Source organism: Pseudoxanthomonas sp. LARHCG66 (assembly GCF_052871755.1).
This window is the reverse complement of the sequence record NZ_JBIXJW010000002.1, coordinates 478,020-494,094: the sequence shown is the minus strand read 5'-3', so window position 1 is coordinate 494,094 and position 16,075 is coordinate 478,020. Positions and strand designations below refer to the sequence as shown.

The following is a 16,075-nucleotide window of genomic DNA, read 5'->3' as shown; positions in this document are numbered from 1 at the left end:
GGCCGACGGAGGTGGGAGGTCGGGTCGCCCCGCCTGCGGCACCCCTCAGTCCATCCCCATCAACGCCCGCGTCACCGCCGCAGCGCCCACGCCGGGGAACCGGCCGGGACGCGTGCCTGACCACAGCGGCGAGAAGTCATCCCGCCCGCGCGCTTCCGCCGCCGCACGCAGGGGGGCGAGGGCCTGCGATGCCCAGGGGAAGGCGGGCGGCAGCGTGGAGATCGCGCCGAGGTCGCGCATCAGGCGATTGACCAGGCCGCGCGCGGGGCGGCCACTGAACAGGTTGGTGATCGCGCTGTCGCGGCCCTCCTGCTGGAGCGCGGCGCGATGCACGGCCGAGGTGGTGGCTTCCGGGCACAACAGATAGGCGGTGCCGGCCTGCACCGCGCTGGCGCCCGCCGCCAGCAGCCGCTGCACATCGGTCCGGTCGCCGATGCCGCCTGCCGCGATGACCGGCACCGTCAGCACCTTCGACAGCGCGGTGACGAGGTCGAGGGTGGGCGGTTGCGCGGTGAGGTCGTCGGCAAGGAAATGCCCGCGATGGCCGCCCGCTTCGATCCCCTGCGCGATCACCAGGTCGACACCGCGTTGCTGCAGCCAGCGGCCTTCCTCCACCGTGGTGGCGGACGCCATCACCCGTGCGCCCCACGCCTTCATGCGCGCCATCAGGGCGGCGTCGGGCAGGCCGAAGTGGAAACTGAGGACCTTCGGCTGGAACGGTTCCAGCAGATCCACGGTGGCCGCATCGATAGGCCGGCGTGCACCGGCCGTGGAGGGCGGCGGAGGTTCGACGCCGAACGCGTCGAAGTACGGCGCGAGCGCGTTCCGCCATTGCTGCTCATCCGCCGGGTCGGGATCCGCCATCGCGTGGCAGAAGAAGTTGAGGTTGATGGGGCGGTCCAGCGTGGCGAACGTCTGCAGGGCCGCTTCCAGCTGCGTTGCGCTGAGCAGCGCGCATGGCATCGAACCGAGGCCGCCCGCGTGGGCCACGGCCAGTGCGAGCGCTTCATCCTGCACGCCCGCCATGGGCGCCTGGATGAGCGGAAGGTCGATGCCCGGCAGGGACGGGATGAGAGCCATGGCGGAACTCCGGCGACGTGCGGTGGGTAGCTTACGCTCGCGTCAGGTTCTCCATTCCATCGGCATGACCAGGCGCAGTGGTACGCCTCGCATGTGGCGCCCTTACTGCACAGCCATTCCCGATTCCAGCAGCAAGGCAACCGCCGCATGCAGGTTGTGCGCGCCTTCCGATCCGGTGTCCGGATGGCCCGGCAGTGCGGCTTGCAGATGCAGAAGATCATGGTGGTCCATCTCGCCGTGCAGCACGGCGGCGAGAAGGATGGGGCTGCGCAGACGGTCCACCAGAGTGGCGACGGATGCCATGCCCTGGCGTGCGACCAGCGCACGCACGGCACGGCGCTGCAGCCACAGGTCGATGGCGCTGAAGGGCGATCCGGTGCCGGGTGACGAGAGTGCGAGCCGGTGGATGCGATCGTCGTCGGGCGCATCACGCCGGAGGATGTCCAGTGCCACCGAGAGTTGCGGCAGTCGTTCATGCAGCAGGGCTTCGTCCCATGCCGGAGACGTTCCTTCCTGCGCGAGCAGCCAGCCGGCCAGGTACGCATCCAGCGCATCGCGCGCGTCGTCGAGGGGCAGGGGATGGGGTGGTTCGCCCTCCGTGTGCCGGAGCCACGCCCAGGCATCGGGCAGGTCGCACGCGGCGAGCCATTGTTGCAGGCGCTCGTGTAACGCAGGTCCCAGGACATCGCGCAGCGGCGTCCCGGTCTTCCCGTCCAGCCGGTCGGTCCACGCGCGACACAGCATCACGATGGCGGCGACGGGATCGTCCGGCGCCGCCGCGCGCAACCAGGTCTGCTGCCAGTCGGTGGCTTCCTGCAGGTGGACGGGCAGGAGGAGGGGATCGGGCGCAAGCGGTACGCGCGCTTCCAGCGCGACCAGATGCGCGGCGAACGCGCTGTGTTCCGTGCAGTAGCCGCACATGGGACAGGACTCCGGATCAATCGGGACATGATCAGGATTCGTGTCTCAGGGCGTGAGCCGGACGGCAGAGACGAGGGAACCGGCCTCTGCGGACGCGCGCGGAGCACGCCATGACGTGGTGATGACGCGCGCCGTCTTACGCTGTAACCCATCCCGGAGGAGCATGGCCATGGCACAGACCACCCGCGAAGACGTCATCCTGCAGCTGGACCGCGTGGACACCGCGCTGGAAGCCCCCGAAGCCGACAAGGCGGCGATCCTGCGTGACGCGCTGGAGTGGCTGGCGGACAACCCGCCGAAGATCGCCGCCGATGCGCTGTACTACCGCGAACGCCTGCAGGTGATCCGCGAGCGCCACGGCGCGGCGTGAGCGCTGCCGTCAGGCCTGGTACTGCTTCTCTTCGATGAAGCGCGAGCCGGCCAGGCGGTTGATCGTGTTCTTCACTTCGATGCGCTTGCCGTTGTGCTGCGCCACCGCGCGTGCCAGGGCGATGAAGTCGGCGTCGAAGGCCTGCGCCGCTTCCTTGGCGCGCAAGGCGTCCTGCACGTCCCACATCAATTCGTTGATGGTGCGCAGATCCACCTTCAGGCCCGCCAGTTCCGGCTGCGCGGCCGCCAGCCCGCTCCACAGGGCGTTCAGGCCATCCAGTTCCACCTGCACGTGCGCGCGCTTGCCGGCATCGTCGATGCGCTCGGCCTTGATTTCGAGGATGGAGAGTTTGTCGGCCAGTTCGCCGATGGAGACGGGGATCAGGATGGTATTCATGCCGGCATTCTAGCGCCCGTCCGTGCCGCGACGGGCTGCGTGGCATGATGCCCCGTCGTCCTTATGGCCGGAGAACGCCCGCATGCTGCAGCGCCTGTTCGTGTCGATCCTTGCCCTGGCCGTGCCCGCGTGGGCAGTCGCGGCGCCGTCGCAGGTCCGCATCGTGCAGCAGGAGGGCGCATACGTATTGCTGGTGGACGGAAAGCCCTTCCACGTGAAAGGGGCCGGCATGGCCGGCGCCGGTCAGGAGGCGCTGGCCGCGCGAGGCGGCAACAGCTTCCGCACCTGGAGCACGGGAACCGATCACGTCGACGTGCGCGCGATGCTGGACCGCGCGCAGCGCAACGGGCTGAAGGTGGCGATGGGCATCGAGGTGGGCAACGAGCGTCATGGCTTCGACTACGACAACGACGCCGCGGTGGCGGAACAGCTCGAACGCATCCGCCGGGAAGTGGGCCTCTACAGCGACCATCCCGCCGTGCTGATGTGGGTGGTGGGCAACGAACTGAACCTGCATTACAGCAACCCGAAGGTGTGGAATGCGGTCGGGCAGATCGCGGACATGATCCATCGCGAGGACCCGCACCACCCGGTGATGACCACGCTGGCCGGTTTCGACCGGAAGCTGATCGACCTGTTGAAGGCGCGCGCGCCGTCGCTGGACCTGATCGGCATCCAGCTTTACGGCGACATCGGCGCATTGCCGGAGAAGCTGGCGACCAGCGGCTGGACCGGTCCGTACGTGGTCACCGAATGGGGCCCGACCGGGCACTGGGAAAGCCCGCTGACGGCGTGGAAGGCGCCGATCGAGGACGATGCCTCGCGCAAGGCGATGCTGTTGCAACAGCGCTACGAAGAGGTGATCGCAGCGGATACGGAACAGGGACTGGGTTCGTACGTGTTCCTGTGGGGCAACAAGCAGGAGCGCACGCCCACGTGGTACGGCCTGTTCCTGCCGAGCGGGGAGAGCACGCCGGCGGTGGATGCGATGCAGTACGTCTGGACCGGCGCGTGGCCGTCCAACCGTGCGCCATCGGTCCAGCCGTTGACGCTGGACGGTCGGCGCGCCATCGACAGCATCACGCTGGAGCCGGGCAGGGAATACACCGCGCAGGTCGATGCGTGCGACGCCGACGGCGACACGCTGCGCTATCGCTGGACGGTGCTGCACGAAACCACCGCCACCAGCATCGGCGGCGATCGCGAGGACGTGCCGCCGGAGGTGATGTTGGCGATGCAGGACGACGGCGAGGGCGGGGTGCGTTTCGCTGCCCCCGGCAAGCCCGGTGCGTACCGGCTGTTCGTGGACGTGCTCGATGGGCAGGGCCATGCCGCATACGCCAACCTGCCGTTCCGCGTGACGGAACGCTGAGCCGAGCCGCAGGATTGCGCGCCCGGCCGGACTGCGATGGAATGGCGCATGCGCGCCGGGGGGCGCCTCCAGGGGAACTTGATGCGGAACTTGATGATGGGCCTGCTGCTGCAGGCGGGCGTGGCGGTGTCCGTGTCGGCGCAGGAGCAGGCGCCGCAGGCGGCGGTGGTGGAGACCGGTACGCTGGTGGTGGACGTCAAGCCGTTCACCAGTGAGAAGGAACTGCCGAAGAAGGTCGACGAGCAGCTGAAGAGCGGCGCGCTGGAATGGGGCGTGCGCGATGGCCAGGTGGTGTTCTCGCTGGTCAACAAGCAGTTCATCGATTTCCCGCTCAACCACATGACCCGCTACGGCCAGCAGGAGACCCTTTCGTTGCCGGCGGGCGACTACCGCGTCACCGGCATCGGCCTGGAGATGACCACCGCGTTCAGCGTGAAGAAGGTGCTGGAACGGGGCGCGTTCGTGAACGAGGACGTGGTGACGTTCCGGATCGAGCCGGGCAAGACCACCACGCTGTCGGTGAATCCGGTGATCCGTCGCGACGCGACCTTCGCGGTCAATTTCTGGATGCCCACACTGATGACGCGCGTCATGACCGAGGCCGGCGAAACGCCGGAAACCGCGCTCAACACGCGTGGCCCCGCCTCGATCGCCTGGCCGCAGTACACGGGACCGCTGAAGTTCGTCGCCAAGTGAGGCAGTGCGGGGGCTGACGGCGGATAGCGGACAGCGTTCCAGTCGTGGGGTCGACTGCGGCTGCTGCGCCGCAGCATAATGCGTCATGGACGTTACGCCCCCGATTTCTTTCCCTTCCGTCGCCGACCAGCTCACCGCGCGCCAGATCGGCCTGATCCTGTTCGCGCTGACGCTGGGGGGCTTCGCCATCGGCACCAGCGAATTCGCCAGCATGGGGCTGATGCCGAACATGGTGGCCTCGCTCGGCGTGACCGAGCCGCAGGTCGGCCACCTGATCAGCGCCTACGCGCTGGGCGTGGTGGTGGGCGCGCCGCTGCTGGCCATCCTCGGTGCGGGCTGGAAGCGCAAGACGCTGCTGCTCGCCCTGATGGGCTTCTATGCGCTCGGCAACCTGGCCAGCGCACTCGGGCCGACCTACGAAAGCCTGTTGGTGTTCCGCTTCATCGCCGGGCTACCGCATGGCGCGTACTTCGGCGTGGCCGCACTGACGGCGGTGGCGATCAGTCCGCCCAACAAGCGCGGCCGTGCGATCAGCCTGGTGATGCTGGGCCTGACGCTGGCCATCCTGATCGGCAATCCGCTGGCGACCTGGCTGGGCCAGATGATCGACTGGCGCTGGGTGTTCGCCTTCGTCGCGATCATCGCGCTGGTGACGGGCGTGTTGCTGGCGGTCTGGCTGCCGGTCGGCATCGATGGCCCGAAGGCCAGGCCACTGGATGAGCTGCGAGCCTTCAACCGCGTGCCAGTCTGGCAGGCGCTGGGCATCGGCGCGATCGGTTTCGCGGGCATGTTCTGCGTCTTCAGCTACCTCGCGCCGACGATGCTTGACGTGACGCGCGTATCGCCGGCCTGGATCCCGCTGGGCCTGGCCGGTTTCGGCGTGGGCGGCGTGATCGGCAACTTCGTCGGTGGCTGGCTGTTCGACCGTTTCCAGCTGCGCGGCGCGTGGATGGTGCTGGCGTGGGCGATCGTGGCGCTGCTGCTGTTTCCGTGGCTGGCGACCACGTTGCCGACGATCCTGCTGGCCACCGTCGCCATCGGTCTGATGGGCGCGCTGGGGCCGATCCTGCAGTCGCACCTGATGGATGTGGCGGGCGATGCACAGACGCTTGCCGCCGCATCACACCACGCGGCCTTCAATACCGCGAATGCACTCGGCCCCTGGCTGGGCGGCATGGCGATCACCGCCGGCCTGGGCTGGACATCGACCGGCTACGTCGGTGCGGCGACCGCCGTGGTGGGCCTGCTGGTCTATGCATGGGCGCGGCATACCGCCCGTGCCGAGGCGACGGCGCTCGCCTGCGAGCTGACGCGCTGAGCTACGCGCGCTGTCGTGCGGCAACATGCGTGTCATCAAACTGAAACAAAGAGATGGCGGTCGTGGATTGCGGAATGCAGGGCGGTGGCGCGTCAATTCGCCGTGCCGCGCGCCGCTAAGGAAGGTGTATTCCTTCCCAACGTCGTACCGCCATGTCGTCCTATTCCGCTTCCCGCCCCCTCAGCCTGCAGACCAAGCTGCTGGGCGCCCTGACCCTGGGGCTTGCCGTCATCCTGTTGTGCGCGCTGGCCGGCCTGGGTTCGGCGTGGCTCAGTCTTTCCACCGAGGTGCCCGAAGAGGTGGCCCAGGCCGCGGAGGGTGAGCGCCTGAGCCGCGACTTCCGCGTGCAGGTGCAGGAGTGGAAGAACATCCTCATCCGCGGACACGACGAGGAGCAGCGGGCGAAGTACGTCGGCGCCTTCGATCGGAAGGGGCGCGAGGTGGCCGCCCTGGCGAAGACCCTGTCCAGCGGGATCGCCGATCCGCAGGCGCGCAGGCTGGCGGCCGATTTCGCCACCCAGCATCACGCGTTGGAAGGCAACTACCGCGCCGCACTGGTGCAGTTCGCGGCAGGGGGCTACGACACGCAGGAAGGCGATCGCCTGGTGAAGGGCATGGACCGCCAGTTGGGCGAGACGCTCGAAGCCCTGGTGGCGCGCACCAAGACGATTGCCGATGCGGCAGTGGTGGCGCGCTCGCAGGACGCGCGTCGCATGCTGGTGGGGTGCGCGGCCCTGTCGGTGGTGGCGGCGATCGTGCTGGTACTGGTACTGGCGTGGTGGATACGGCGGTCGGTGATCCGTCCTGTGGTCGAGGCCGCCGCTGCCGCGCGGGCGGTCGCGGCCGGGCGCCTGGACAAGCGGGTCGACGTGCGCAGTGGCGACGAGATCGGCCAGTTGGGCACGGCGATGGCCGACATGACCGCGACCCTGCAGGGCGTCATCGCCGAGCAGGGCGAAATGGCGTTGCGCCACGACGAAGGCAGCATCAGCTTCCGCATGGACGATTCGCGCTTCCCCGGCGAATACGGGCGCATGGTGCGTGACACCAACGCGCTGGTGGCGTCGCACATCGCGGTGATGCAGCGGCTGGTGGAGATCATGCAGTGCTACGCGGTCGGCGACCTGTCCATCGACATGGAGGCGCTGCCCGGTGAGAAAGCCGCATTGACGGACGCCATGCGCACCACCAAGGCGAATCTCTCTGCGATCAACGCCGAAATCAGGCAGCTGGCACTGGCGGCGGCGTCGGGCGACTTCAGCCGTCGCGGCGACACGCAGCGATACCAGCACGATTTCCGCAACATGGTGGACGGCCTGAATCGCCTGATGGAAACCACGGATGGCAACCTGGCGGATGTGTCGTCGCTGCTGCAGGCCATCGCGCGCGGCGACCTGACGGCGCGCATGGAAGGCGACTTCCACGGCGTGTTCGCCACCATGCGGGACGATGCCAATGCCACGGTGGCGCAACTGCGCACCATCGTGCGCCAGATCCAGGGCGCGTCATCGTCGATCAACACGGCAGCGGGGGAGATCGCAGCAGGCAACAGCGACCTGTCGCGCCGCACCGAGCAGCAGGCGGCCAATCTGGAAGAAACCGCCGCTTCGATGGAAGAACTGACCTCCACGGTGCGCCAGAACGCCGAATCCGCACGCCAGGCGAATCAGCTGGCGATCGGTGCGGCCAGCGTGGCATCGGAAGGCGGTGCGACGGTCGCACGCGTGGTCACGACGATGACCGAGATCGAGCAGTCTTCCCGGAAGATCGCCGAGATCATCTCGGTCATCGACGGCATCGCCTTCCAGACCAACATCCTGGCCCTCAATGCGGCAGTGGAAGCGGCGCGGGCCGGCGAGCAGGGCCGTGGCTTCGCCGTGGTCGCCTCCGAAGTGCGTACGCTGGCACAGCGCAGCGCCAATGCCGCCAGGGAGATCAAGGGCCTGATCGAGACCTCGGTGGACAAGGTGGCCGATGGCTCGGCGCTGGTGAACCAGGCCGGCGCGACGATGGGCGAAATCGTCACCGCCGTGCAGCGGGTGACCGACATCATGGCGGAGATTTCGGCTGCTTCGCAGGAGCAGAGTGCCGGGATCGAGCAGGTCAACCAGGCCATCGTGCAGATGGACGAAACCACCCAGCAGAACGCCGCGCTGGTGGAAGAGGCATCGGCCGCCGCCCGCTCGATGGAAGATCAGGCGCGCGAACTCATCGGGGCGGTGAATGTGTTCGTGCTGGATCCGCGTGCGTCGCCTGGTCTCGCCCCTGGCCGTGTACGCGCACTGGCCGCTGCCTAGTCGGGTACCGGCGCTGGCGGACTATTCGGGTGAGGTGGTCGCGGGGGGCGAGCCCGACCGCCAGCGCCGCGTGGTGCGCTGGAAGAAGTGGCTGTTGGGGATCTGCAGCACGGTGTCGCCGCGTAGCGCGTCTTCTTCCAGCAGGGTGGTGTAAAGCAGATTGATGTCGATCACGCGCCCGCGCAGGCCGGGCTTGTCGCCGTTCTCCAGCACTTCGATGTGGTCGTGCACGCGGAACGGACGCGTGGTCAGGATCAGCACGCTGCAGAAGATGTTGGACAGCACGCTCCATGCGGCGAAGAACGCGACTGCGGCGACCGCGGTGAAGCCCGTCAGTGCGGTCCACAGCACGCTGCCCGATACGCCGAGCCGTCCCAATGCGAGCATGAACGCCGAAACGTAGAGCAGCACGCCGAGCAACCGGCGCGCGCTCACGGCAACCTGCGCGGGCAGCCGGTAGTGATCGCAGATCCGGCGCACCACGATGCGCAGCAGGCGCAACAGCAGCCAGGCGGCGAGCAGGATCCCGAGCGCCTGCGCGACGGGAATCGCGAGGCTCGCCCATTCCTGCAACCAGTCGGGAAGTCGCAGCGACGCCATCAGCCTTCCTGCCGCGATGCATGACGCGCCGTCGGCGCCTTTGCCAGTGAGAGTTGGATGTTCATGCTGGAAGGGTGGCCCGCGCCTCGCGGATGGTCAACCGCGCGCATCATGGGTCGAAGGGATGGGCCTTGCCGCATGCGTAGACGTGGTTGTAGTCGCTGGACATGCACTGGTAGAAGTCGCGCCGCGCGCCGGTGGCGGCCGCACAGTCTTCCGCGGTCAGTGCAGCCAGCAGGCGCTTCAGCGCCGGGGTGGCCGCATCGTAGGCGGGCTGGCTCATGTAGCCGGCGCGCAGGTTCTTCTCGCCGACCTCCAGCATGGTCTCCACGCCCCAGCGGGCGTTCTCCACGGCCTTGTCGCATGACAGGGCCGGCGAGGTGTCGCTCACCTGCGCCAGGTGCCCGGCGATCGCGGTGACATCGGCCTGGACGTCCGGAGGGAGTTCACGCGGGGCGGCCGGCTCGCCGCCGCAGGCCATGCCCGCCACCAGCGACAACGCTGCCAGCGCCGGAATGTGGAGAACCCCAGGGCGGTGGGAACGGCAGGGTCCTGCGGTCATGGATTTGATGCGCGTTTGAAGTTTGGTTGCGCATTCTATGGCAGGTGGATCGTGGGTCCGGTACGGCAGGTGCAGCGCGCGAAGGCACGGGCTGCTTGTGATGCACGGTCCCCCTTGCAAGAATGCCGTGGGGCCGGGTCTGGCGCGGGCAGGAAGCGCCGCCCGTCGTATCCGGACCCCAGACACTTCCACTATGTGAGGACCACATGACCTACAAGCTACTTGCCGCCATCGCGCTCGCCCTGTCGAGCGTGGCGCCCGCGGCCATCGCGGGTGAATGCGAGGACAACTTCAGCAAGTCCGGCAGCATTTTCTCCGGCACCGATTTCAGCAGCCGCGTCACCGTGCCGGACTCGACCGTCAAGGATGCGATGGGCCAGCTGCGCGGCATCATGATCGCCGAGAAGATGGACGTGATCACCGAGGATGCGGAGACCGGTTCCATGCTGGTCGAACAGCGTTCCACCGGCACCACGCGCGCCATTCCCACCCTGATCAACGTGAGCGCCGAGGGCAAGGATGCGATCGTGCAGATGACGGTCAAGACCGAGAAGGGCCAGATCGCCAAGGCCGATGCCATGCGTCCCTACATGTGCACGCTGTTCGCCAAGCTGAAGGGGGGCAAGGAAGGCCGTGCCGCCGCGGCCCAGGGCGCGAAGACGCAGAACAACGCCGATGTCACGGTGAAGGACGTCTTCATTTTCTCGCGCGAGATCGCGCGTGAAGCCAAGGGCAATGCCGTGGCCGTCACCGCGCGCCACAAGGGCCGCAACTACGCGTTGCGTGGCCGGGTGGACTACGTGCAGGAAGATGGCGAGGACTACAACGTGTCCTTCGAGATCCCCGACCAGAGCAAGATGCTGATCCAGGTGCCGGGCGACAACGAGCCGCGCGTGGGCGTGGCGTGCCTGTTCCGTCCCAACCAGCTGGCCAACGTGCTGACGTTCCGCAAGGGCGACAAGGTGACGTTCAAGGGCCAGTTCCTGCGTTATGACGATTTCAAGCGCGTACTGTGGCTGCAGAACTGCGTGCAGACGCGATGACCCGCATCCGGTCCCGGACGTGAACGGCCGGGAACGACGTGCAAAGGAAGGGCGCCCCATGGGCGCCCTTCTTGTGTCAGTTGCTGAGGGGGTGCGTGGCAGGCGTGGCGTTCCGCCGTGGCGTCAGCTGTCCTGGCGACGGTAGACGCCGACATTGGTATAGCAGCGGCCATCACTGAGATGGCCGCGCATGCGGATCACGAGGGTGTCCGGATCGACCAGCTCGCGCTCGGACCATTGCACTTCGCGGCCGTCGTGCCAAGTGGTGGAGTGCAGTTGCGTGGGAGATACGGACTCGAAGCTCAGCGCATCGGCATGCGGCGTGCTGTGGTACGGATACGGGGTGCCGTCGACACGGCCGTCGAAGGCGGCCCGATGCCGCTTGCCGTTCTTGCCCAGCCATTCCGACGCGATCGACAGCGCACCGTCGGCGGCGCAGTCGAGTTGATACAGCGCCCTCCGCGGAGGGCGCCCGAGTTGGTAGTCGCACTGCTCGGGTAGCAGGTGCCAGGTGCCGGCGAATCCGGCGGCCGCATGTGTGGTCATGTGCGCTCCTTGCGCGAGAACCGGGCCGGTGACGGCCCGACCACGCCATGCTAGCGACAACCCCCGGGTGGCCGGTTGCTAACACCGTCGCACTTCCACATTCCGTCGTGATGATGAACGGGGCAGCGCGGCAGGCGTTCGGCGTGACTGTGAGCCGGATTGCGACGCATGCCTCAGCATGCGGACGGGAAACGCGCGCAGCGGCCGCGACCGGCGGGCTGTCACGCCGTGGCGCGGTACGGCGTCCTGGATGGCATGGCGGCTCGAAGCGCTGTCATTCCATCCAGTCCAAGGGAGTCGATCCATGAAAGTCGTCGTTGTGGGAGGTACCGGTCTGATCGGGAAGCGCCTAGTCGCGCTGCTCACGGCCGAGGGGCATGCAGTGGTGGTCGCAGCGCCGTCCACCGGTGTGAACGCCGTGACCGGAGAAGGCGTGGCGGCCGCACTCGCGGGCGCCGATGTGGTGGTCGATGTCGCCAACGCGCCTTCGTTCGAGGATGCGGCGGTGAAGGCGTTCTTCGAAGCCTCCACCGGACACCTGCTGGCAGCCGCAGCGCACGCCGGTGTGCGTCACTACGTGGCGCTGTCGGTGGTCGGTACAGAACGCCTGCAGGGAAGTGGCTATTTCCGTGCCAAGTGGGCGCAGGAGCAGCGCATCCGGGCGGGTGGGGTGCCTTACACCCTCGTGCGCGCGACCCAGTTCTTCGAGTTCATGGATGGCATCGCGCAGTCCGGCGTGCAGGGCGAAGACATCCTGCTGCCGATGGCGCGCATGCAACCGATGGCGGCCGATGACGTGGCCGCCATGCTGGCGGGCGTGGTCGATTCGACGCCGGTGGAGGGCATCGTGGAGATCGCCGGGCCGGAGGCGCGCCCGATGGCGACATTCGTTGCGGACCACCTGCGAACCTGCGGTGACAAGCGCGAAGTCAGGGCCACCGCCGGGGCCCTGTATTTCGGCGTATCGCTGGACGACGACACGTTGCTGCCCACGGGCGCCGCCCGCATCGCGCCGACGAATTACGCAACCTGGTCATCGCGGAAGTAGGTTTGCGCGGAGCCGATCAGACACGCGCACGTGCCGTCAGCGCATCGACAAGGCCCTGGGTGGTCAGGATGGCGTGCGCGTAGGTGGGGGCGTTGATTTCATGCGCGGCATGCATCGCGGCCGCGCTGGCGGCTGCGGTGGCATCGCGCACAAGGGTCACGTGGTAGCCCAGCTCCGAGGCGAACCGGCCCGTGGTTTCGATGCAGGTGTTGGCGATCAGGCCCACCAGGATCACATGGGTGATGCGGTGCTGCTTCAACAGGTAATCGAGGTCGGTGTTGGAGAAGCCACTGCCTCCCCAGTGTTCCTTGGCGATGATGTCGCCGGGTTGAGGCGCGAAATCCGGGTGCCACTCGCCGCCCCAGCTGTCCTTTGCGAAGGGCTGCACGCGTGCCGCGCCCAACTGGTACGGCGTCGGATGGTCCCAGCCCTTGAAATCATCCGGCTCCGAGCGATGGTGCGGCACGATGAACACGGGCAATCCTGCCTGCCTGACGCAGGACACCACGGTGCGCAGGTGGGCATGCAGATCCACGCTGCGCGCAATGTCGGCCACCAGCGGCCAGAGTTTTCCGTCTTCCGCGAGGAAGTCGTTGTAAGGGTCTACGAAGAGCAGCGCGGTACGCCCGGCGGGATAGCCCTGCATGGGAGACATGGCAGCGTGTCCTCATGACGCGGACAGTGGTCCGAAGCGGCAGCATCGCGCCGCGGGCCTTCCCCGCATTGCATCGGCGTGCGCGACGGGCCGCAGCGTGGCGCCGTCATCAGGCGCGCTGGGCGCGCCCGCCCGCCGGTTCAGCCGTCGCGTCATCCGGCAGTTCGTCCATTGGCATGGCATCGCCGGCGCCCGCGTGGCCGACCCAGGGCGGCACGTCCATTTCATGGTCCAGGGCATCGGTGACCAGCAGTTGGACCAGCGCGTCATGCAGCGCTGGATCGGACCGTCTCAGGACGGCCAGGGCCGCAGCCTGCTCTTCATCGCCCATGTCCGAATAGGCGTCGAACAGTTCCAGCGCGAGCGTCAGGCAGGCCTTCATCCCATCGCCGCCCTGTCAGACGGCGGGAACGGCTCCGCTTCCGGGGCCGTGAACCTTTGAGGGAGGGGAAGGTTTTCGCTCACATCGGGATCATTCGCCTTCCGGCCGCAATCCCGGACGTCCGGCGTAATGAAAGATACGCGTGCTGCCCGGTCAGAACGGTTCAGGCAGCTCACCGTCGCCAAGGTGACTGAACAGGAACGCGCGCGCCTTGCGCCAATCCCGGCGCACGGTGCGCTCGGTCACCTTCAGCACGCCGGCGATCTCAAGCTCACTGAGGCCCCCGAAATAGCGCATCTCCACCACCTGCGCCAGCCGCTCGTCCAGCTTGGCAAGGTCGTTCAACGCCTGATCGAGGATCAGCAGTTGCTCCAGCCGTGAACCCTGCCCCGGCTCCGTGTTCTCGTCCAGCGGCAACAGGTCCATGCCTTCGCCGCGCTTTTCCGCCAGCGCACGCCGCACTTCGTCCAACAGCACGAAGCGCATCGCGCGCGCCACCAGTGCGACCAGATGGGCACGATTCTCGACGCTGAAATCGGCGCTGGCGAGCTTGAGCCAGGTCTCGCTGATCAGCGAGGTAGGAGACCTCACATGACTGCGGCGCTGCTGGCGGATCTGCGACCGGGCAATCTGGTGCAGGTCCCGGTACAGCAACGCGTAGATCTGGTTCCAGGCCCCGGGCTGCCCGTTCTCCACGTTGCGCAGCAGTTGGGTGACCGAATCCGGGTCCGGCGGGGCCAGATCCTCGTTGCCTCGGGGGTGCAGCATGCCGCTCGTATCAGGTCCAGCGCCATCCGGGTCCCTCTTCTCTCTCATGTCCGGACTGTGCCTTTCATCACGATCTCGTCCCATATATGACCCGGCTGCGCTTGGACATGCAAGCCGTAACGGCGCATTCGCGGGTCATGTCGCAGTGGAGAAGGCATCCCTGCAAAGGGGTGGGAAGTGGGGGGGCCTGGGTGTTTCCGGGCGAACGGTCGACCAGCAAGAGGGGTGTCATGCATAGCGCGAAAAGAGTCTGTGGTAGGGGTCTTCCAGCCAATCTGGCCATGACGCGGGGGTTTTCCCTCGCGGCGGCCCGAGGGGTTCCGCATGCGGCATGAGGCATTGATGGGCACGTTGCGTGAAGAAGGCGACGAACTCGTGACACGTCAGCACCCCCTCGTCGCAGGGCCGCAGTCCTGGCCTCTGCCCCAGGGGCTGGGTCCGCGTGCCATCAGCCAATGGCCGATTACGCAGCGGCTCAGTGCGGAAGAATGGAATTTCCTGATGCAGGCGCTCCCGGGCCGGGTTGGCGCGCGTGCGCGCCATGGCGGCAATGCGCGCCGGTTTATCGAAGCGGTTCTCTGGGTGGCGCAGACCGGCGCGTACTGGTCGGATCTGCCGCGCGAATTCGGCTCCTGGCATGGCATCTATGTGCGGTTCATCCGTTGGGCGCAGGACGGCAACTGGAACGAGGTACTTGCGCGGTTCGATCGGCAGGACCAGCGTGGGCGAGACCTCCAGGCCCTGGTCGAACGCTATCTCCATCGCAACAACACCAAGCATCTCAGCCGGGCAATGCGCGCATCGTGAGACGCGTTTCGCGCGGCATGTACAGGAAGTGGAAAGCAGGGCGCCCGGAGGAAAGCCTCCCCTGGGTGCGGTAGCCCGCGCTGCTTCGCATGGTGGCCCGGCGTCATCGCGCGACATGCATCTGCGGATTCATCACATGGTTGGGGGGAATGCTTCTGCAGGCGCAGCTGCCTGCGCGACATCGCCTCTTTCCGAAGGCTATCTGTCGGCGCTCCCCGCCCGACAGCTAGGTGGGCCGGCCCGATCCCCAAGGAACCGGCTCGCAGCCCGTCATGCCCGACACATGACGGGTATCGCGCTTCGGCGCCTGAGGGGGAGGTGCAATGCCTCCCCCTCGTTCTTTGCGCACACACGGATTGATTACATTCCGCTTCAGTCCGCTTAACGGTTCGCCGCCTATGCTTGGGCACCCTGCTGTCAGGAGCACCCGCATGAGCACCCATGTCTTCACGGCGCAGGATGCCGAGGGTCGTCGCTGCCGTATCGAGGTACATCGTGGCAACGCAGGCGATGCGACGCATGGCGACGCTCCCGCCATGCCGAGGTATGTGCTGGAGGATGGGAGCCGCGTACGCCGCATCGACAACGACACCTTCCTGGTCGTCGGCACGGGGGCCTATGTGAGCCGCGTCATCGAGTGAGCGCGGTGTCCGCGCCAGGCGGTGCGATGGATGTCAGAACACCACCGACGCGTACAGCGGCGCGGGATGGGTCCAGGCGCTGCGCGCTCCCAGGAAGCCGAGTTCGACCAGTACGCCTGTCCCGACCACCGTGGCGCCCTGATGTTCGACCAGCTGCACGGCCGCCTTGAGCGTGCCCCCTGTCGCCAGCACGTCGTCCACCACGATGACGCGTGCGCCCGCAGGCATGGCATCGGCGTGGATCTCGAGACGATCACGCCCGTACTCCAGTCCGTAGTCCAGCGCCAGCGTGTGCGCCGGCAGCTTGCCCGGCTTGCGCACGGGCACGAAGCCGACTCCCAGTTCGCGCGCCACCGCGGCGCCCAGGATGAAGCCGCGCGCTTCCACGCCCACCACCGCGTCGATGCCTGCGTCACGCCAGGGTTCGGCCATCGAGGTGATCGCATCGGCGAAGGCAACCGCGTGCGCCAGTACGGGCGTGATGTCCTTGAACAGGATGCCGGGCTTGGGGAAGTCGGGCACGTCGCGGATGTGATCGGTCCAGGCGGGCATGGGGAGCTCGGATCCAGGGAG

The 16,075-nt window shown here is 67.4% G+C and carries 19 protein-coding genes; 9 read left to right on the top strand and 10 right to left on the bottom strand.

Features of this window, described 5'->3' with window-relative positions:
• Positions 1-45 precede the first annotated feature (45 nt).
• Together ACIPRS_RS09265 and ACIPRS_RS09260 are read right to left on the bottom strand one after the other, a co-directional pair.
• The gene (locus ACIPRS_RS09265; protein WP_446538342.1) at positions 46-1,080 is read right to left on the bottom strand and encodes an NAD(P)H-dependent flavin oxidoreductase; all 1,035 of its coding nucleotides are present in this window, start codon (positions 1,078-1,080) and stop codon (positions 46-48) included.
• A gap of 102 nt (positions 1,081-1,182) precedes the next feature.
• Positions 1,183-2,001 carry a hypothetical protein gene (locus ACIPRS_RS09260; RefSeq protein WP_446538341.1) on the bottom strand — a complete coding sequence of 273 codons (819 nt, stop codon included), beginning with the start codon at positions 1,999-2,001 and terminating at the stop codon, positions 1,183-1,185.
• Positions 2,002-2,170: 169 nt separating this feature from the next.
• On the opposite strand from ACIPRS_RS09260, the gene ACIPRS_RS09255 reads away from it, so the two are divergent.
• Positions 2,171-2,371 (top strand): hypothetical protein, encoded by a 201-nt coding sequence (locus ACIPRS_RS09255; RefSeq protein ID WP_337731691.1) that lies wholly within the window; start codon positions 2,171-2,173, stop codon positions 2,369-2,371.
• A gap of 9 nt (positions 2,372-2,380) precedes the next feature.
• On the opposite strand, the gene ACIPRS_RS09250 is transcribed toward ACIPRS_RS09255, so the two are convergent.
• Positions 2,381-2,767 (bottom strand): DUF6165 family protein, encoded by a 387-nt coding sequence (locus tag ACIPRS_RS09250; protein WP_192202218.1) that lies wholly within the window; start codon positions 2,765-2,767, stop codon positions 2,381-2,383.
• A gap of 82 nt (positions 2,768-2,849) precedes the next feature.
• Between ACIPRS_RS09250 and ACIPRS_RS09245 the strand changes: the two genes are divergently transcribed.
• The 4 genes from ACIPRS_RS09245 (at position 2,850) to ACIPRS_RS09230 (ending at position 8,450) form a co-directional block, all read left to right on the top strand.
• A complete protein-coding gene (locus ACIPRS_RS09245) occupies positions 2,850-4,139 on the top strand; it encodes a glycoside hydrolase family 2 TIM barrel-domain containing protein (protein ID WP_446538340.1) in 1,290 nt (429 codons plus the stop codon).
• Positions 4,140-4,220: 81 nt separating this feature from the next.
• Complete coding sequence (locus ACIPRS_RS09240; RefSeq protein WP_446538339.1) at positions 4,221-4,835, top strand: hypothetical protein; 615 nt, start codon at positions 4,221-4,223, stop codon at positions 4,833-4,835.
• 85 nt (positions 4,836-4,920) lie between these two features.
• Positions 4,921-6,153, top strand: coding sequence for an MFS transporter (locus tag ACIPRS_RS09235; protein WP_446538338.1), 1,233 nt, complete (start codon positions 4,921-4,923; stop codon positions 6,151-6,153).
• A 152-nt stretch (positions 6,154-6,305) separates the two neighbouring features.
• On the top strand, positions 6,306-8,450 hold the full coding sequence (locus tag ACIPRS_RS09230) for a methyl-accepting chemotaxis protein (RefSeq protein ID WP_446538337.1): 2,145 nt from the start codon (positions 6,306-6,308) through the stop codon (positions 8,448-8,450).
• Between the two features lie 21 nt (positions 8,451-8,471).
• On the opposite strand, the gene ACIPRS_RS09225 is transcribed toward ACIPRS_RS09230, so the two are convergent.
• Both ACIPRS_RS09225 and ACIPRS_RS09220 read right to left on the bottom strand, forming a co-directional pair.
• Positions 8,472-9,050 carry a mechanosensitive ion channel family protein gene (locus tag ACIPRS_RS09225; protein WP_337731686.1) on the bottom strand — a complete coding sequence of 193 codons (579 nt, stop codon included), beginning with the start codon at positions 9,048-9,050 and terminating at the stop codon, positions 8,472-8,474.
• Positions 9,051-9,159: 109 nt separating this feature from the next.
• Positions 9,160-9,612 carry a hypothetical protein gene (locus tag ACIPRS_RS09220; protein WP_446538336.1) on the bottom strand — a complete coding sequence of 151 codons (453 nt, stop codon included), beginning with the start codon at positions 9,610-9,612 and terminating at the stop codon, positions 9,160-9,162.
• Positions 9,613-9,818: 206 nt separating this feature from the next.
• Here ACIPRS_RS09220 and ACIPRS_RS09215 point away from each other — a divergent pair, with 206 nt between their 5' ends.
• Positions 9,819-10,655, top strand: coding sequence for a hypothetical protein (locus ACIPRS_RS09215; RefSeq protein WP_192202211.1), 837 nt, complete (start codon positions 9,819-9,821; stop codon positions 10,653-10,655).
• A gap of 123 nt (positions 10,656-10,778) precedes the next feature.
• Here ACIPRS_RS09215 and ACIPRS_RS09210 read toward each other — a convergent pair whose 3' ends face one another.
• Positions 10,779-11,201, bottom strand: coding sequence for a hypothetical protein (locus ACIPRS_RS09210; RefSeq protein WP_337731684.1), 423 nt, complete (start codon positions 11,199-11,201; stop codon positions 10,779-10,781).
• A 304-nt stretch (positions 11,202-11,505) separates the two neighbouring features.
• On the opposite strand from ACIPRS_RS09210, the gene ACIPRS_RS09205 reads away from it, so the two are divergent.
• The gene (locus tag ACIPRS_RS09205) at positions 11,506-12,249 is read left to right on the top strand and encodes an SDR family oxidoreductase (RefSeq protein ID WP_446538453.1); all 744 of its coding nucleotides are present in this window, start codon (positions 11,506-11,508) and stop codon (positions 12,247-12,249) included.
• A 16-nt stretch (positions 12,250-12,265) separates the two neighbouring features.
• Here the strand turns inward: ACIPRS_RS09205 and ACIPRS_RS09200 are convergent, their stop codons facing one another.
• From ACIPRS_RS09200 to ACIPRS_RS09190, 3 genes are all read right to left on the bottom strand, one after another.
• On the bottom strand, positions 12,266-12,904 hold the full coding sequence (locus tag ACIPRS_RS09200; protein ID WP_446538335.1) for an isochorismatase family cysteine hydrolase: 639 nt from the start codon (positions 12,902-12,904) through the stop codon (positions 12,266-12,268).
• A 109-nt stretch (positions 12,905-13,013) separates the two neighbouring features.
• Positions 13,014-13,286 (bottom strand): hypothetical protein, encoded by a 273-nt coding sequence (locus tag ACIPRS_RS09195; RefSeq protein ID WP_446538334.1) that lies wholly within the window; start codon positions 13,284-13,286, stop codon positions 13,014-13,016.
• A 153-nt stretch (positions 13,287-13,439) separates the two neighbouring features.
• On the bottom strand, positions 13,440-14,054 hold the full coding sequence (locus tag ACIPRS_RS09190) for an ECF-type sigma factor (RefSeq protein WP_337731680.1): 615 nt from the start codon (positions 14,052-14,054) through the stop codon (positions 13,440-13,442).
• 342 nt (positions 14,055-14,396) lie between these two features.
• Here ACIPRS_RS09190 and ACIPRS_RS09185 point away from each other — a divergent pair, with 342 nt between their 5' ends.
• Positions 14,397-14,861: a transposase gene (locus ACIPRS_RS09185; RefSeq protein ID WP_337731679.1), complete on the top strand. Its 465-nt coding sequence runs from the start codon at positions 14,397-14,399 to the stop codon at positions 14,859-14,861.
• A 431-nt stretch (positions 14,862-15,292) separates the two neighbouring features.
• Entirely contained in the window at positions 15,293-15,502 is a 210-nt protein-coding gene (locus ACIPRS_RS09180) for a hypothetical protein (RefSeq protein WP_337731678.1), read from the top strand.
• 33 nt (positions 15,503-15,535) lie between these two features.
• Here the strand turns inward: ACIPRS_RS09180 and ACIPRS_RS09175 are convergent, their stop codons facing one another.
• The gene (locus ACIPRS_RS09175; protein ID WP_446538333.1) at positions 15,536-16,054 is read right to left on the bottom strand and encodes an adenine phosphoribosyltransferase; all 519 of its coding nucleotides are present in this window, start codon (positions 16,052-16,054) and stop codon (positions 15,536-15,538) included.
• Between the last annotated feature and the right edge of the window lie 21 nt (positions 16,055-16,075).

Bases quoted from the DNA above. Each gene is read 5' to 3' on its own strand.
- ACIPRS_RS09265 (WP_446538342.1), bottom strand. From the start codon at position 1,080: ATGGCTCTCATCCCGTCCCTGCCGGGCATCGACCTTCCGCTCATCCAG.
- ACIPRS_RS09175 (WP_446538333.1), bottom strand. From the start codon at position 16,054: ATGCCCGCCTGGACCGATCACATCCGCGACGTGCCCGACTTCCCCAAG.
- ACIPRS_RS09240 (WP_446538339.1), top strand. From the start codon at position 4,221: ATGCGGAACTTGATGATGGGCCTGCTGCTGCAGGCGGGCGTGGCGGTG.
- ACIPRS_RS09260 (WP_446538341.1), bottom strand. From the start codon at position 2,001: ATGTGCGGCTACTGCACGGAACACAGCGCGTTCGCCGCGCATCTGGTC.
- ACIPRS_RS09250 (WP_192202218.1), bottom strand. From the start codon at position 2,767: ATGAATACCATCCTGATCCCCGTCTCCATCGGCGAACTGGCCGACAAA.
- ACIPRS_RS09235 (WP_446538338.1), top strand. From the start codon at position 4,921: ATGGACGTTACGCCCCCGATTTCTTTCCCTTCCGTCGCCGACCAGCTC.
- ACIPRS_RS09220 (WP_446538336.1), bottom strand. From the start codon at position 9,612: ATGACCGCAGGACCCTGCCGTTCCCACCGCCCTGGGGTTCTCCACATT.
- ACIPRS_RS09215 (WP_192202211.1), top strand. From the start codon at position 9,819: ATGACCTACAAGCTACTTGCCGCCATCGCGCTCGCCCTGTCGAGCGTG.
- ACIPRS_RS09210 (WP_337731684.1), bottom strand. From the start codon at position 11,201: ATGACCACACATGCGGCCGCCGGATTCGCCGGCACCTGGCACCTGCTA.
- ACIPRS_RS09190 (WP_337731680.1), bottom strand. From the start codon at position 14,054: ATGCTGCACCCCCGAGGCAACGAGGATCTGGCCCCGCCGGACCCGGAT.
- ACIPRS_RS09255 (WP_337731691.1), top strand. From the start codon at position 2,171: ATGGCACAGACCACCCGCGAAGACGTCATCCTGCAGCTGGACCGCGTG.
- ACIPRS_RS09180 (WP_337731678.1), top strand. From the start codon at position 15,293: ATGAGCACCCATGTCTTCACGGCGCAGGATGCCGAGGGTCGTCGCTGC.
- ACIPRS_RS09195 (WP_446538334.1), bottom strand. From the start codon at position 13,286: ATGAAGGCCTGCCTGACGCTCGCGCTGGAACTGTTCGACGCCTATTCG.
- ACIPRS_RS09185 (WP_337731679.1), top strand. From the start codon at position 14,397: ATGGGCACGTTGCGTGAAGAAGGCGACGAACTCGTGACACGTCAGCAC.
- ACIPRS_RS09205 (WP_446538453.1), top strand. From the start codon at position 11,506: ATGAAAGTCGTCGTTGTGGGAGGTACCGGTCTGATCGGGAAGCGCCTA.
- ACIPRS_RS09225 (WP_337731686.1), bottom strand. From the start codon at position 9,050: ATGGCGTCGCTGCGACTTCCCGACTGGTTGCAGGAATGGGCGAGCCTC.
- ACIPRS_RS09230 (WP_446538337.1), top strand. From the start codon at position 6,306: ATGTCGTCCTATTCCGCTTCCCGCCCCCTCAGCCTGCAGACCAAGCTG.
- ACIPRS_RS09200 (WP_446538335.1), bottom strand. From the start codon at position 12,904: ATGTCTCCCATGCAGGGCTATCCCGCCGGGCGTACCGCGCTGCTCTTC.
- ACIPRS_RS09245 (WP_446538340.1), top strand. From the start codon at position 2,850: ATGCTGCAGCGCCTGTTCGTGTCGATCCTTGCCCTGGCCGTGCCCGCG.